The organism is Pseudochrobactrum sp. B5 (assembly GCF_001939785.1).
GTDB classification, from domain to species: domain Bacteria; phylum Pseudomonadota; class Alphaproteobacteria; order Rhizobiales; family Rhizobiaceae; genus Pseudochrobactrum; species Pseudochrobactrum saccharolyticum.
Window position 1 is genome coordinate 1,218,502 of record NZ_MOYL01000001.1, and the last position, 14,333, is coordinate 1,232,834.

Genomic DNA, 14,333 nt, shown 5'->3' on the forward strand with positions numbered 1-14,333 from the left:
ACGTTTACGTAATAAGCACTCTGCCGTGATGAAATCAAGCCTGCTCTGATGTCGGTGTATCATAAAATGCAATGAACAGGCGGGAAATAACCGGTGAACAGGTCGTAGAATATTGTTCTGATGTTACAGGACGATTATAGATTATAATGATTTGTGCCGTGGCTCAGATTATTCGGCGTGAGAATGAACGGATGAGGAGTATGTCTATGCCTGCTGAAGGAAGCATTTTTCTGGGTGCCAGCCGTAAACCGGATAATAGTTACCAGCAACCGGAAGAACTGGCGCTGAAATATGCCAACCGGCACGGGCTTGTGACCGGCGCTACCGGTACGGGTAAAACTGTGAGTCTTCAGGTTATGGCTGAGGCTTTCTCCGCAGCCGGTGTGCCGGTTTTCTGCGCGGATATTAAAGGTGATTTGTCCGGTATTGCTGCTATCGGCGAGAAGAATGATTTCTCGGTAAAACGTGCCGAGGAGATTCACCTTGATCCTTATGACATGCATGCGACACCGGTAATCTTCTGGGATATTTTCGGCGAGCAGGGGCATCCGATCCGCGCTACCATTTCCGAAATGGGGCCATTGCTGCTGGCACGCCTGATGAATTTGACGGACGCGCAGGAAGGTGTGCTGAATATTGCTTTCCGTGTGGCGGATGAAGAGGGGCTTCTGCTCCTTGATATGAAGGATTTACAGTCGCTGCTGACCCATGTGGCTGAGCGCGCGCCTGAACTTTCCATCCAATATGGCAATATCAACAAGGCATCTGTCGGTGCAATTCAGCGCTCGCTGCTGGTGCTGGAGCAACAGGGCGGCACGTTCTTTTTCGGTGAACCTGCGCTGAGTATTTCTGATCTGATGCGCACAACCACCGACGGGCGCGGTCTTGTCAGTGTGTTGGCCGCTGACAAGCTGATGATGAACCCGCGGCTGTACTCCACATTTCTGCTCTGGCTGATGTCGGAGCTGTTTGAACAATTGCCGGAGGTTGGTGATCCGGAAAAGCCGCGTCTGGTGTTCTTCTTTGATGAAGCGCATTTGCTGTTTGATGAGGCGCCAAAGGCTCTGCTGGATCGTATTCAGCAGGTTGTGCGCCTGATCCGTTCCAAAGGCGTGGGTGTTTATTTTGTGACGCAGAATCCGCTGGACGTGCCGGAAGTTGTGCTGGCACAGCTCGGTAATCGTGTGCAACACGCGCTGCGTGCCTATACGCCGCGCGAGACAGCGGCGGTTAAAACGGCTGCGGATACATTCCGTCCTAATCCGGATTTCGATACATTCAAAGCGATTACGTTATTGTCAACCGGTGAGACGCTGGTCTCAACCTTGCAGGCAAAAGGCATTCCTTCGATGGTGCAGCGCACTTTGATGCGCCCGCCTGCATCGCGGATCGGGCCTTTGACAGCGGATGAGCGGGCGAAGCTGATCGCAACCAGTCCGGTATCCGGTCAGTATGACCGCGCAATTGACCGTGAATCTGCCTTTGAAATTCTGCAGAAACGCGCGCAGGAAAAAGTCGCTACAGTCGAGCAGCAACAGGCGGAGCAGGATAGCGGTAGCTGGACAGATTATCTGTCATCCACCCTTGGCGGCGGCAAACGCGGCAGCCGTCAGACTGTTGCGGAAACCGCAGTGAAAAGCGTGGTGCGGACTGTGAGTAATTCGCTCGGCCGAGCCATTGTGCGTGGCATTCTGGGCGGTTTCAAACGCTGATTGAACTATAAGAAAAAGGCGGGCTGCTGTGCAACCCGCCTTTTTAATTGATATCAATTACATAACCAGAATTGGTGTTTTATTCGGTACGCGGTCATAGAGGTCGATCACGTCCTGATTGACCATGCGGACACAGCCGGACGAAACGGCTTTACCGATCGACCACCATTCCGGATTGCCGTGGATACGATAAAGCGTATCAACACCGTCCTTAAAGATATACAGAGCGCGTGCGCCAAGCGGATTGGTCAGTCCCGGTGCCATACCGCCATTGCGGGCGCTGTATTTTTCCAGTTCCGGCTGACGGCCGATCATATCATCCGGCGGTGTCCAGCGCGGCCATTTGCGCTTCCACTGAATAAGAGCGCGGCCTGACCATGAAAAGCCTGCACGGCCGATACCCACGCCGTAGCGCAGTGCCTGACCATCCTGCATCACCAGATAGAGAAAGCGGTTCGCGGTATCGACAACCACGGTACCCGGCATTTCACCGGTCGGGTCCTGAACGAGCTGGCGGTAATATTTCGGATCAATTTTCTGAAATGGTACAGCAGGAATTGAATAGCCTTCATCTTCAACCGCCGCATACATGCTGGCATAAGGGCCGGTTGCGCCGCCATTATTGATCGGTGGGGCGATCGGAGCCGGACCGCCGGTCATGTCGATCACCGGAATATTACGGCTGATCTGCGTACAGCCTGCCAGTCCGGCAGCGGCTGTGACCGACAGCGCCGACATGAAAGAGCGGCGGGAGAAAGAATTTTCCATATTTAAACCAGTCTTTTCAGAACGTTTTTAAATTATGAGTGTGTGTCTGATACATGCAGCGCATAAGACTGCGTAAACAACATATTCAGACACGACCCGACAGAGCCGTTCAATCAGCGCCGTAAGGGCGAGGGACGGAACGGTATAATGGCCTGACGGCCGGAAAGATGGATCTGCCGAGAATTACGCTGATGAAAATATGATTAGGATTCCGGCAGAACATCCCTGCATAAAGCTGGTCAAAAATTGCCACAATATGGCTAAGAACTTATGAATTTTTAAGATTACACGGATGCTTATATATCTGTTGCTGTCTTGCAACAGGAAGTGTTATGTTATTACTGCACAGTTTAGGGTTTATACAATGCGCTGACATTCACTGATGGTCGCTTAAGCCATTGTCGCTCTTATGAAAACCGGTTGTGATGTAATTGTTTGGTTTTATTGCAGCTTTGACAGGGCGCTTACCCACAGTCTGATGTGATAATAATTTAAAATTTCCGTGATTTTTCGCAGAACTGTCGTTCTCTGCATTGCCCGCGTGCCTGTGTCGGCCTATGTAATACAGGCATGAAGAATTTGGGTGGCGGAAACTTGAAGCCGCCCACACCAAGAGGAGAAACACCATGGCTTTTGAATTGCCTGCTCTGCCTTACGACTATGATGCGCTTACCCCTTATATGTCCCGTGAAACCCTTGAGTTTCACCATGACAAGCATCATCAGGCCTATGTAACCAACGGCAACAAGCTGCTTGAAGGTTCGGGTCTGGAAGGCAAGAGCCTTGAAGACGTAGTTAAAGAAAGCTACGGCAAAAATCAGGCACTCTTCAACAATGCCGGCCAGCATTACAACCATATCCACTTCTGGAAATGGATGAAGAAAAACGGCGGCGGCAACAAACTGCCTGCTAAGCTGGAAGCTGCAATCAAATCCGATCTCGGCGGCTACGACAAGTTCCGTGAAGATTTCATCGCGGCTGGCGCCGGTCAGTTCGGTTCGGGCTGGGCATGGCTGTCGGTTAAAGACGGCAAGCTGGAAATTTCCAAAACACCAAACGGCGAAAACCCGCTGGTACACGGCGCGACACCAATTCTCGGCGTCGACGTATGGGAACATTCCTACTACATCGACTACCGCAATGCGCGTCCGAAATATCTGGAAGCTTTCGTCGACAGCATGATCAACTGGGATTATGTGCTTGAGCTTTACGAAAAAGCTTAATAATTCGGCCTGATGAAAAGCCTCCTTCGGGAGGCTTTTTTATTGTTACAAAAAATTAATCTGATGAACTGACGTTTTTATAGATATTCTAAATCGCATTACTATAATCATTCTAAATTGAGTATTGTGCTTGCAATATTCAAAGAAACTCATATTCGCGATTAAAGGACGCTGTTCATGCAAAAATCTTTGGCAATCTTCTCTGCTTTATTCATGCTGACAAGTGCGGCTTCAGCGTCACCGGTGACTGACCGTCAGGCGCTGATGAAAGATGTCGGCCGCTCAATGGGCGTGCTGGGACCAATTATGAAAGGCGAAAAGCCGTTTGAAGCAGAAGCCGTTCAGGCCGCGCTTGAGCAGCTGAAAGCAGATGCCATCAAGATGGATGCAGAAAAGCTGTTCCCTAAGGGCTCGGAAAGCGGCGATACTGCTGCTGCACCTAAAATCTGGGAAGATGAAGCTGGTTTTAAAGTTGAAATTGAAAAATTCCGTACAGCGACTGCAGCCGCAGCGGATGCCAAGCCGCAGGATGTTGATGCACTGCGTGTGAGCATGAAAGATGTTGGCGCAAGCTGCGGCACATGCCATCAGGCTTACCGCATCAAGAAATAACAGGCTTAGCCTGAAGCACATCCCGAAAATTGTTTCGGGATGTGCGTTCATTTAAAGCGATCAATATTTTCAGTCTGAAATCATATTGGAAATATTACAGGCGCTGCGCAGATTATTCCTTGCGCTTTAACAGGGTAAGAATTTGATATGAAACGTAAATTGATATCCGCAGCTTTGCTTTGTGCTGTAACAGGTGCCGGTGTTTTCTGGTTTCTGACGCAGCCTGTGCATGTTGACCGCGCCGCGCTGGACAAGCTGGCGGCAGGGGATGTCAAAAACGGCGAACAGGTTTTCTATGCAGGCGGCTGTGCCTCATGCCATGCGGCTCCGGGAGCAACAGGCGATGCCAAGCTGGTTTTATCCGGCGGGCATGAGCTGAAAACCGATTTCGGGACTTTCATTGCACCGAATATTTCACCGTCTGCTGCCGGTATCAAAGACTGGACATTGGCCGAATTTGCCGATGCCATGCTGGAAGGTACTGGGCGCAACGGAGAACACCTTTATCCGTCTTTTCCTTATACATCCTATACCCGCATGAAATTGCAGGATGTGGCGGATCTTTATGCCTTCATGAAAATCCTGCCGGCTTCTGATGAAGCATCAAAACCGCATGAGCTTGGCTTTCCGTTCAATGTGCGCCGCGGGCTTGGCCTCTGGAAAATGCTTTATCTGAATGATGCGCCTGCCGTTCAGCTGAATAATCCTGATGCGCAGCTGCAGCGCGGACAATATCTTGTAGAAGCCATGGGGCATTGCGGCGAATGCCATACGCCGCGTAATGCATTTGGCGGTTCTGATACAGCACAATGGCTGGCAGGTGCGGTTTCGGCAGAAACGGACAGTCAGGGAAAGCGCGGCATCGTGCCGAATATCACAGGCGGTGAGGGCGGTATTTCCGGCTGGAGTGCTGGTGACATTGCCTATGGTCTGGAAAGCGGATTTACACCGGATTTTGACTCGATGGGCGGGTCAATGACCGATGTTATTGCCAATACTTCAAAGCTTCAGGCTTCTGACCGCGAGGCAATTGCCGCTTATCTCAAAGCCATTCCTGCCCATAAAGATGGTTATGTTTCTCAATAGGTTAACCGTGTTTCTGCCTCACGGCTTTGTCATTATTTAAACTGGTTATTGTCCATTAGCATGATCGTGCCGGTCGGCATATTTCTGTCGGACAGAATGGAATTGCCGCATCCGGAAGAGTGTGAAGCCTGTCTGTTCGCCTGAACAGCGCATCGTTTCTGGAGGATGCAGGAATGCAAAATGATAAAAGCCGGCAGAAAAGCACTGCCTGTCGCACAGTCTATGTGACCGAACTCACCGATGGTATTCTTGACCCTGAGCGTGCCATGCTCGGGCCTGTGGCTGACGGTGGTACGATTATCGCCAATACTGCGCCCGGTTGCTGGGGGCCTATGATTACGCCCGCCATTCGCGGCGGTCATGAGGTCACGCGGCCGGTCGCTGTTGAAGGTGCTGAAATCGGTGATGCGATTGCCATTCGCATCCGCTCCATTGTTGTAACATCTGCTGCTACGGCTTCCGGTTCGGACAGTGTGGTGACAGGTCGTAATAATGGTGATCCGTTCTGCGCTGCTGTCTGTGCGGAATGCGGTACGGAATGGCCTGCCACCCATATTGAAGGTATCGGCCAGAGCGCTATCCGTTGTGATAAATGCGGAGCCGATGCCACGCCGTTTAAGATTGAAAACGGCTATACAATTGTCTTTGATGACGAGCGCAGCATTGGTGTAACTGTCGGAAAAGCCAGAGCCGAAGCCATGGCGCCGGATGCTGCAAAGATTATGGCACTGCCGGATACCTCCATTCAAAATCCGGTTATGACTTTTGCTCCCGCTGATCTGGTCGGTGTGGCCACACGTCTGCGGCCTTTCCTCGGGCAATTGGGTACAACACCTTCAAAAGCGATGCCGGATTCTCATAATGCCGGTGATTTCGGCTCATTTTTGCTCAATGCGCCGCATAAATACGCACTGACACCGGATGAATTGGCGCGCAACAAAACCGACGGCCATCTTGATGTAAATTCTGTTCGGCAGGGCGCGATACTGATTTGTCCGGTGAAAGTGCCGGGCGGCGGTGTCTATCTGGGCGATATGCACGCATTGCAGGGTGATGGTGAGATTGCCGGTCATACCTGCGACGTTGCAGGCGTGGTTACGCTCGAAGTGCATGTTATCAAGGGATTGGCGATTGACGGGCCGCTGCTGTTTCCTGTGGCTGAGGATGTGCCTTATCTGGCGCGTCCTTTAAATGCCATTGAGCGCCAGCGTGCTGAGGCACTTGGCAAGGCCAATGGTGTGACAGCAATTGAGCGCGATGCACCGGTTACAGTAATCGGCAGCGGGGCTACGCTGAATGAAGCGACAGAGAACGGTCTGAAACGTGCGGCGGATCTTTTTGATGTTACGGTTCCCGAGATCATGAACCGTGCAACAATGCTTGGTGCGATTGAAATCGGCCGTCATCCGGGGATTGTGCGCGTCACCTTCCGTATGCCGCTGAAAAAGCTGGAAGAGAAGGGGCTGGCCGGTTTTGCCCGCTCACTCTATGATCTTGACTGATCTGCTTTTGCAGAATGGGTAAAAAAGAAAAGCACCGGAGTTTCCGGTGCTTTTTTATTTCAGAGGTGGGAGACGGTTATTCCCACTCCATTTCGCCTTTAATGACCTTGGCGCCAAGCTCAAGGCTGGATACACCGCCCAGATCAGGATAGCGCTTTTTCATAGCGGCAATCAGTTCTTCACTGTTTTTGGCTTTGGCCTGCTCTTCTTCAAAGGCCACAAGATAGTCTTTGGTGAAAGTAACCGCAGAAATATCAGTTTTTGAGCCAGCGCTCATATGGGCAGGTACAACAATTTCAGGATTGCGTGCCGCAATGGCATCAAGAGTTTTGATCCATGCCTGACGCTGCTCTGCTTTTGGTGTGTCGGCAAGCCATACATGTTCACCGGCAGTGACCAGAACACCGCCGAAAACAGCCTTCAGAGACGGTACCCAGAGGTAACGGCGGTTTGGCATATTCTCTGCATCAATGATCTCGATTTTCTTGCCTTCCAGATCCAGCTCTTTGACGTCTGAAGCCTCAGGCATCACCACATCAGCCAGCGTCTGCGGGCCGTTTTCTTTCAGCTGCGGACCCCAGACTTTCAGCTTGCCTTCTACATTGCCTTTAATGGCTTCAACCGTCGCCGGTGCGGCAATCACTTTCGCATCAGGAAACGCGGCTTTGACTGGGCCGAGGTTGAAATAATAATCAGGGTCGCTCTGGCTGACATAGATTGTTGTCAGTGTTTTGCCGCTTTCCTTGATTTTTTCTGCGAGGGCTTTGCCGTCTGAAAGCGTGAAACCGCCATCCAGCAGAATCGCTTCTTTTTCGCCGGTCAGCAGAACGGGGGTGCGGAGAAAACCGTTTTCATCTGCCTGAAAGAATTGCCAGTTCAGTGCTTTATTTTCCTGCGCATGGGCAGAGGATACGGAGAGGGCGGAGGTTGCAAGTGTCGCGGCAACAGCCGCTGAGGTCCGAAATTGTGTTGCTGTTTTTAAGAATGTCATGGTCTTTCCTTCACCGGAGGGATGATATCGGTGTTACGGAAATTAAGGAGCTAAGCGCCGCTGACAAGAAGGCATGTAAAAATCCGCAGGTTACGGCAAAGTAACCGGTCGCGGCTAAAAAGCGGGATTTAAAGGGTTTTTAGCAGATTCCGCTTTGTTTCATCACAGTAAACACAGTGTATATAGCGCGGTTTTCAGCGTTTCAGGCATTTGGCTGCGCGGGGCAGGCCTGCGCTATAGAGGCTTTGCATAGTGTAAAGCCAGCCTTTGCATTCTTCCAGCGAGGGGAAGCAGCGATAGCGGCTGATCACTTCCGGATAGTCACTGCTGACAAAGGCGCTTTCGCCAAGTCCCTGAAAAATGCCGACAATAACACCGCTGCCACGCGGAGGCGGATTGCAGCGCTGCCCTGCATATTCGCTGACATTTTTACGAACCGCGGCTTCCGCCTGCGGTGTTGAGATGGTGGTCAGCGCCAGAATGCTAAAAGCGGACACGCAAAGCCGTAGCCCGCTTTTGCTGAGGAAATTCAGAGACATGAATGGCATGGCTTAATCCTTTCCTGTTTTCGGAAGGCACGGCAGAGCAGAATTTTCTGCTCTGCGGCTTCATATCTTTATGCGCCTGTTACAGTCTGTCTGCAACCTTAAGCGCGAAAGCATAATTATAGGCGACTTCTTCCAGCTGCGAGAAACGCCCTGAAACACCGCCATGGCCTGCTTCCATATTGATTTTGAAAAGCACAGGATTGCCGCTGGTGGACTGATCGCGCAGTTTAGCAACCCATTTTGCTGCTTCCCAATAGGTAACACGCGGGTCGGTCAGGCCTGCTGTTGCCAGTATCGGTGGATAATTTTGCGCTGACACATTGTCATAAGGGGAGTAGGACGCAATAGTGCGGTAGTCCGTTTCCGATGCAATCGGATTGCCCCATTCCGGCCATTCCGGCGGGGTTAGCGGCAGACTGTCATCCAGCATAGTATTCAGCACATCCACAAATGGCACATCGGCAATTATTCCGCCAAAGGCTTCCGGAGCCATATTGGTGATAGCGCCCATCAGCATGCCGCCTGCCGAACCGCCATGGGCGATAATCCGGTCATGACGGGTGAAATTCTCTGCCACAAGATGTTTTGCTGCAGCAATGAAGTCAGTGAATGTATTGACCTTATGTTCCCGTTTGCCGTTTTCATACCAGGCGAAGCCTTTGTCTTTGCCGCCGCGAATATGGGCAATGGCATAGATAAAACCACGGTCAACCAGAGAGAGGCGTGTGGTCGAGAAACTTGCCGGAATGGAGCTGCCATAAGCGCCATAACCATAGAGAAGACATGGAGCCGAGCTGTCCAGCGGTGTGTCTTTATGGGCGAGAATGGAAACCGGTACCAGCTCACCATCTGCCGCCGGTGCAAGGAGCCTGCGGGTGACATAATTTTCAATCACATGGCCGCTTGGCACTTCCTGCGTTTTCAGCAGCACGCGTTCGCGTGTGACCATATTATAATCAAAGAGTTGGCTCGGCGTGGTCATGGATGAATAGGAAAAACGGATCACATCCGTGTCATATTCAGCGCTGCCATGCAGGCCAAGCGAATAGGCTTCCTCGTCAAAAGCAATGGCATGTTCTGTCCCGCTGCTGCGCTCACGGATAACAATGCGCGGCAGGCCATTATTACGCTCCAGCCAGACCAGATGATTTTTATACGCTCCAACATCCAGAATAATCGTGCCGGACTTTTCGGCAACGACTTCCGTCCAGTTTTGTTTTTGCGGGGCACTGACCGGTGCGGACATAATCTTGAAGTCCTTCGCACCGTCAATATTGGTGAGAATATAGAAAACGTCTCCGCCTTCTGTGAGGCTGTATTCAATGCCGGTTTCGCGCGCTGCCACGAGCTGTGGCTTTGCCTGCGGATTATTGGCCGGTATCAGCCAGACTTCAGAAGTTTCATGATCCTGAATATTGATGAAAACAAAGTCATTCAGTGAACTGCCGGAAACATTCATGAAGAAACCGGCGTCTTTTTCTTCATAGATCAGCGTATCCTGACCCTGTTGCGTGCCGGTAGGGTGATAGAATAATTTGGCAGGGCGATGATTATCATCCATCTGCACATAGAAAACACCCTGACTTGCTGCATCCCATACAGTTCCGCCTGCGGTGGATGTCAGCAGATCCGTACTGTCTTCCAGTGTGGAGAGATCGCGGATTTTAATGTCGTAAAATTCGGAGCCTTTAGTATCGGCCGACCATGCCAGTGCTTTATGGTCGGGCGAATAGTCCAGTCCTCCAAGGCTGAAATAGGCAAGGGATGCTGCTTCCTTGTCGCCGTCGATCAGAATGGTTTTATCGCCGCCATCCCGCGGTGTTCTGAAATATTGCGGATGCTGCCCGCCGGTGACATAGGAAATACCATAGGCATAGGCTCCGTCTTTGACCGGCACACTGGAGTCATCTTCCTTGATGCGGCCTTTCATTTCCGAAAACAGTTGTTTTTGCAGCTCCTGCGTATCTGCCATCAAGGCTGACTGATAGGCGTTTTCAGCTTCAAGATGCGAACGGATTTGTGCATCCAGCAGGGAGGGATCACGCAGAACATCCTGCCAGTTGGCAGCACGCAACCAGTGATATTCATCATGGCGGACAATACCGTGGCGCGTGTCGCTGAACGCCTTCTTCTCAGTTGCTGGGGCGTTGTGCTTAGGGAATGAATGCTGGTTCATACTGTTTCCGGTATTGTTGCCAAGATGAGGTGTAAAATTTGAGGCTGTCAGGCTTCAGTAAAATATAATGCTGTGCCGTTCATGCAGAAACGCAGTCCGGTTGGTGCTGGGCCGTCTGGAAATACATGGCCGAGATGCGCATCACAATCGGCGCAGCGTATTTCTGTACGGTTCATACCATAGGAATGATCTTCAAAAGCGCTGACAGCTTCCGGTTCAGCCGGACGTGTAAAGCTCGGCCAGCCTGTTCCGGAATTGAATTTATCTTCGGAATTGTAGAGCAGACGGTCACAGCAGATACAGTGATATGTGCCGTGGAGTTTGAGATCAAAATCTGGGCTGGAAAATGCGCGCTCTGTGCCATGCTGGCGCGTGATCTTATATTGCTCCGGTGTGAGCTGCTCGCGCCATTCGGCATCGGTTTTCTGAATTTTTAGCGGGCGTTGGGGCATGTTTTTCTCGGACATGATGGTTCTCCGGCGGTTCAGCATACATTCGGAAAGTATAAGGCGTTTTCAAGCCGAATGTGCGTTATTCATAAAGGCAGGTCAAAAAGAGCAGGACTGATCTGGTTTAGTCAGGCCTGCCTGTGTTCAGAATAGTCATTTTTCCAATATATGGGGATATTAACCGCTTTTTAAAAGGTGAATATACAACCGTGTATTTTCAAAGGCATAATATGAACATACGCAGGCGTTTGATCTGCCCGTGCGGCGGATAATCTTATGAAAGCAGGTTTTTTTGCAAAAATCCTTGTATAAAATATCCGGGGCCATGAATTGCCAGAAAAATGACTTAATATAGAAATACAGGATTTTTTGATAGAATAGCAAATATCCGCAAAATTGCTTCATATCGCAGTGTTTGCTGAGTTTTACTGTAGTTTGTTTCAAGAGGCGAAATTTCACGTTTTTGGTGAATTTGTTTGCTGAAGATAGTTTCAGAAGCATGTTTTTACATTGTACTATGTGTATAACAGGCTCCGATTGATAATCTTCAGATGAGAAGAGAAATAGTTTTCTGTTTTCGGCAGGTTCGCAGATATTAATTCTCGTGATCTTGAGTGTTGAAATTTAATTGTTTAGTCAAAAATTACAGCATCACTTAACAAAATCGTGAAATAAATTGACATTTTACAAATTTTACAGATATGAGAAGATGATTGCGGGTGGCAAGCTAAGATTAAACTGGTTGATTGGTGAATGGATAGACTTCTCATGTATTTTCAGAGGGTTTCCAGTCAGCAATATTTATAGGTAAAGGAAGTATAATGGAACATCCAGAGACTGTGGTTTCTGCTGACGAACTGCTGCTCAGTCTTACAGCTGATGTTGTTGCCGCTTATGTCAGCAATAACTCAATACGTGCCGGTGAAGTGCCTGCATTGATCGCTGATGTTCATGCAGCATTTGCCCGTTCAGGTGTTCGTGAAGAAGTGGTTGCTGTGGTTGAAAAGCCTAAACCGGCAATCAGCCCGAAAAAATCAGTTCACGACGATTATATTATCTGCCTGGAAGACGGTAAGAAATTTAAATCGCTGAAGCGCCACCTGATGACCCATTATAATCTGACGCCGGAACAATATCGTGAGAAGTGGGATCTGGATCCTAACTATCCGATGGTTGCTCCGAACTATGCTGCAGCCCGCTCGCAGCTTGCTAAGAAAATGGGTCTTGGTCGTAAGCGTAAAGCTGCCTGATCCGGCCTGTATCTCTTCAACGAGATATCAAGAGATAAACAACGGCGCGAAAGTGCCGTTGTTTTTTTATGTATTATCAAAGCAGTTGCAGCAGGCGAGTCTGCGCTTGTTTCAGCGCAATGTGCCGGTTGATATCGTAACTCCAGTGTTTATTCAGACCTTTCAGACGTTCTCTTTTGATAAGCCGCGTTAGTTTCGCTGCAATACTTGCTCTCTTTTCGGCCGGTGCATTTAAGGCCTGTTGCAAGTCGATGCCGCAGCTCAGCTGTAAGGCGACGGATTGCGCTGCCTGAAGTGCATCTTCTTTACGGTTTTCCAGAAATAACTGTTTTTCCTGTTGCAGAGTGGCTGACATTGTTAATCCCCTTCATCATGCAGGGGATTATGATGTTTTGCTGCTGGCGGGGGATAAGCAGACATTCTTAATTTTTAAATGTAGTATTGGTTGTTTGAGTATTTTTATTATGATTAAATTTGATTGTTTGATAAAATGTTTTTATTGAATGGCTTATTTTTATGTATAGATTCTTTTTTAATATTTGTTATTTGAATTTAATTGTATATTTACATCTATAAACTCAAGTTTATCCCCGTATAAGATTTTTATATTAAGGATATGTCGTCTGCGGAGGGCATATGTTGAACAATTTTCCAGATTTTTTATCCGGTCGCACGGATTCACTTGTTGTCTTGCATAATTTGCCGGAGTCATCGCGCCTGCATTGTTTATCCGGCGGGCAGGATATGCATTCCATGCAGAATGATGTCGGCAACAAACGCATGACAGAGAATGCGCTGTATCTGGCTGATCTGATGCAAAGAAACAGCAGTGTAAAGAGCCAGCTGACAAGCAGGGAGCGGCAATTGCGTGCCTGGAAACTGTGCGGGGCTTTAATGGCGCTGTTGTCTGTTTTCTTTCAGGTATCGTTACATGATTTGCGCAGTCCCCAACGTGGCAATTGCCATATCGCCAGAATCCGGCAATTCGGCATGTATATCGCTCATACCATGTTCGGCCTGTCGATGTCTGAAGTGGCCTATGCATTTTGCCGTGAAAGAACCACGGTTAAACATGCCTGTCATTTGATTGAGGACATGCGGGAGAATGAAAAATTTGACCGCAGTGTCAGCTCGTTTGAATATCTCATTCGGGCGCTTTATCCGTGCGGGAGTGCAGGGGAATGAGCAAAACCGTCACTGCATTTTCCCCGAAAGATCAGCAACCAGCTTTGCGGGTGCTCAGATTTCTGCTGCGGTCACCGGCAAGGTTCGAAGGTGAAGAAGGGCGTTGGTTCTTGACCAGTGATGAGGGCGGTACGATTACCTGTGACGAGCCGGTATTGCAGCATTTGCTGGAGGCCGGATTGGTGAAAGCTGAGCAGGACAAAATCACCTTGGAACTTGCAGGACGCGATCTGCTGAAGACGTTAAAGAAGCCTGCTGAGACGGAACAGCCACAGGAACCTGTTATCCGGATAACCGGCGAAAGCACCCGGAACTGTACCGTTAATAATGCTGAATCCCCGCTGGCTTTGCTCTACCGGAAAAACAAGCAGACAGGGCGGCGTTTTCTGAGTGATGACGAGTTTCATGCCGGAGAGCGGTTGAGGGCTGATTTCACACGCGGGAATATGATGCCACGGATTTCGGCCAATTGGGATGCCAGTGTTGCCGGACGTGTCAGAGGGGAGCGGGGCGGTGCGGCCGAATTGAGTGATTATGCATTGGATTGCCGGGATCGGGTGAATAAGGCACTCATCGCTGTGGGGCCGGAATTATCCGGTATATTGCTGGATATATGCTGTTTTCTCAAAGGTTTGGAATTGGTGGAGCGTGAGCGTTCATGGCCTGCACGCTCGGCAAAGATGATGCTGAAAACAGCACTCAGTATTTTGCACCGCCATTATAATGCAGGGCGGATGCCGGAAGGGATCACGTCACCGGCTGCCTATCACTGGGGAGCACCGGATTACCGGCCTTCACTGTGATGCCTCGTCACAAGCTGAAAACAAAACA

General features: G+C 49.8%; 14 protein-coding genes. 8 read left to right on the forward strand and 6 right to left on the reverse strand.

Annotated elements, in window-relative coordinates:
* Nucleotides 1-206: 206 nt before the first annotated feature.
* Entirely contained in the window at nt 207-1,712 is a 1,506-nt protein-coding gene (locus BKD14_RS05400) for a helicase HerA-like C-terminal domain-containing protein (protein WP_075654534.1), read from the forward strand.
* 57 nt (nt 1,713-1,769) lie between these two features.
* Here the strand turns inward: BKD14_RS05400 and BKD14_RS05405 are convergent, their stop codons facing one another.
* Complete coding sequence (locus BKD14_RS05405; protein WP_075654535.1) at nt 1,770-2,480, reverse strand: L,D-transpeptidase; 711 nt, start codon at nt 2,478-2,480, stop codon at nt 1,770-1,772.
* 626 nt (nt 2,481-3,106) lie between these two features.
* On the opposite strand from BKD14_RS05405, the gene BKD14_RS05410 reads away from it, so the two are divergent.
* From BKD14_RS05410 to BKD14_RS05425, 4 genes are all read left to right on the forward strand, one after another.
* Complete coding sequence (locus BKD14_RS05410; protein WP_022710046.1) at nt 3,107-3,703, forward strand: superoxide dismutase; 597 nt, start codon at nt 3,107-3,109, stop codon at nt 3,701-3,703.
* Between the two features lie 177 nt (nt 3,704-3,880).
* Nucleotides 3,881-4,315 carry a cytochrome c gene (locus tag BKD14_RS05415; RefSeq protein WP_022710045.1) on the forward strand — a complete coding sequence of 145 codons (435 nt, stop codon included), beginning with the start codon at nt 3,881-3,883 and terminating at the stop codon, nt 4,313-4,315.
* A gap of 147 nt (nt 4,316-4,462) precedes the next feature.
* A complete protein-coding gene (locus tag BKD14_RS05420) occupies nt 4,463-5,401 on the forward strand; it encodes a cytochrome c (protein WP_075654536.1) in 939 nt (312 codons plus the stop codon).
* Nucleotides 5,402-5,574: 173 nt separating this feature from the next.
* A complete protein-coding gene (locus BKD14_RS05425) occupies nt 5,575-6,903 on the forward strand; it encodes an acetamidase/formamidase family protein (protein WP_075654537.1) in 1,329 nt (442 codons plus the stop codon).
* Nucleotides 6,904-6,979: 76 nt separating this feature from the next.
* Here the strand turns inward: BKD14_RS05425 and BKD14_RS05430 are convergent, their stop codons facing one another.
* The 4 genes from BKD14_RS05430 to msrB all read right to left on the reverse strand — a co-directional run bounded on the left by BKD14_RS05430 (nt 6,980) and on the right by msrB (nt 11,085).
* Nucleotides 6,980-7,894: an MBL fold metallo-hydrolase gene (locus BKD14_RS05430; protein WP_075654538.1), complete on the reverse strand. Its 915-nt coding sequence runs from the start codon at nt 7,892-7,894 to the stop codon at nt 6,980-6,982.
* Nucleotides 7,895-8,088: 194 nt separating this feature from the next.
* Nucleotides 8,089-8,442 carry a hypothetical protein gene (locus BKD14_RS05435; protein ID WP_225687327.1) on the reverse strand — a complete coding sequence of 118 codons (354 nt, stop codon included), beginning with the start codon at nt 8,440-8,442 and terminating at the stop codon, nt 8,089-8,091.
* Between the two features lie 79 nt (nt 8,443-8,521).
* Complete coding sequence (locus tag BKD14_RS05440; RefSeq protein ID WP_075654539.1) at nt 8,522-10,618, reverse strand: S9 family peptidase; 2,097 nt, start codon at nt 10,616-10,618, stop codon at nt 8,522-8,524.
* A 47-nt stretch (nt 10,619-10,665) separates the two neighbouring features.
* Nucleotides 10,666-11,085, reverse strand: coding sequence for a peptide-methionine (R)-S-oxide reductase MsrB (gene msrB, locus BKD14_RS05445; RefSeq protein ID WP_075654540.1), 420 nt, complete (start codon nt 11,083-11,085; stop codon nt 10,666-10,668).
* Between the two features lie 803 nt (nt 11,086-11,888).
* Between msrB and BKD14_RS05450 the strand changes: the two genes are divergently transcribed.
* Nucleotides 11,889-12,317 (forward strand): MucR family transcriptional regulator, encoded by a 429-nt coding sequence (locus tag BKD14_RS05450; RefSeq protein WP_022710037.1) that lies wholly within the window; start codon nt 11,889-11,891, stop codon nt 12,315-12,317.
* A 76-nt stretch (nt 12,318-12,393) separates the two neighbouring features.
* On the opposite strand, the gene BKD14_RS05455 is transcribed toward BKD14_RS05450, so the two are convergent.
* Nucleotides 12,394-12,672 (reverse strand): cytoplasmic protein, encoded by a 279-nt coding sequence (locus BKD14_RS05455; RefSeq protein ID WP_075654541.1) that lies wholly within the window; start codon nt 12,670-12,672, stop codon nt 12,394-12,396.
* A 398-nt stretch (nt 12,673-13,070) separates the two neighbouring features.
* On the opposite strand from BKD14_RS05455, the gene BKD14_RS05460 reads away from it, so the two are divergent.
* Together BKD14_RS05460 and BKD14_RS05465 are read left to right on the forward strand one after the other, a co-directional pair.
* Nucleotides 13,071-13,502, forward strand: coding sequence for a helix-turn-helix domain-containing protein (locus tag BKD14_RS05460; protein WP_028233416.1), 432 nt, complete (start codon nt 13,071-13,073; stop codon nt 13,500-13,502).
* Entirely contained in the window at nt 13,499-14,305 is an 807-nt protein-coding gene (locus BKD14_RS05465; RefSeq protein ID WP_075654542.1) for a DUF6456 domain-containing protein, read from the forward strand. Before BKD14_RS05460 ends, BKD14_RS05465 begins: the two co-directional genes overlap by 4 nt.
* Nucleotides 14,306-14,333 lie beyond the last annotated feature (28 nt).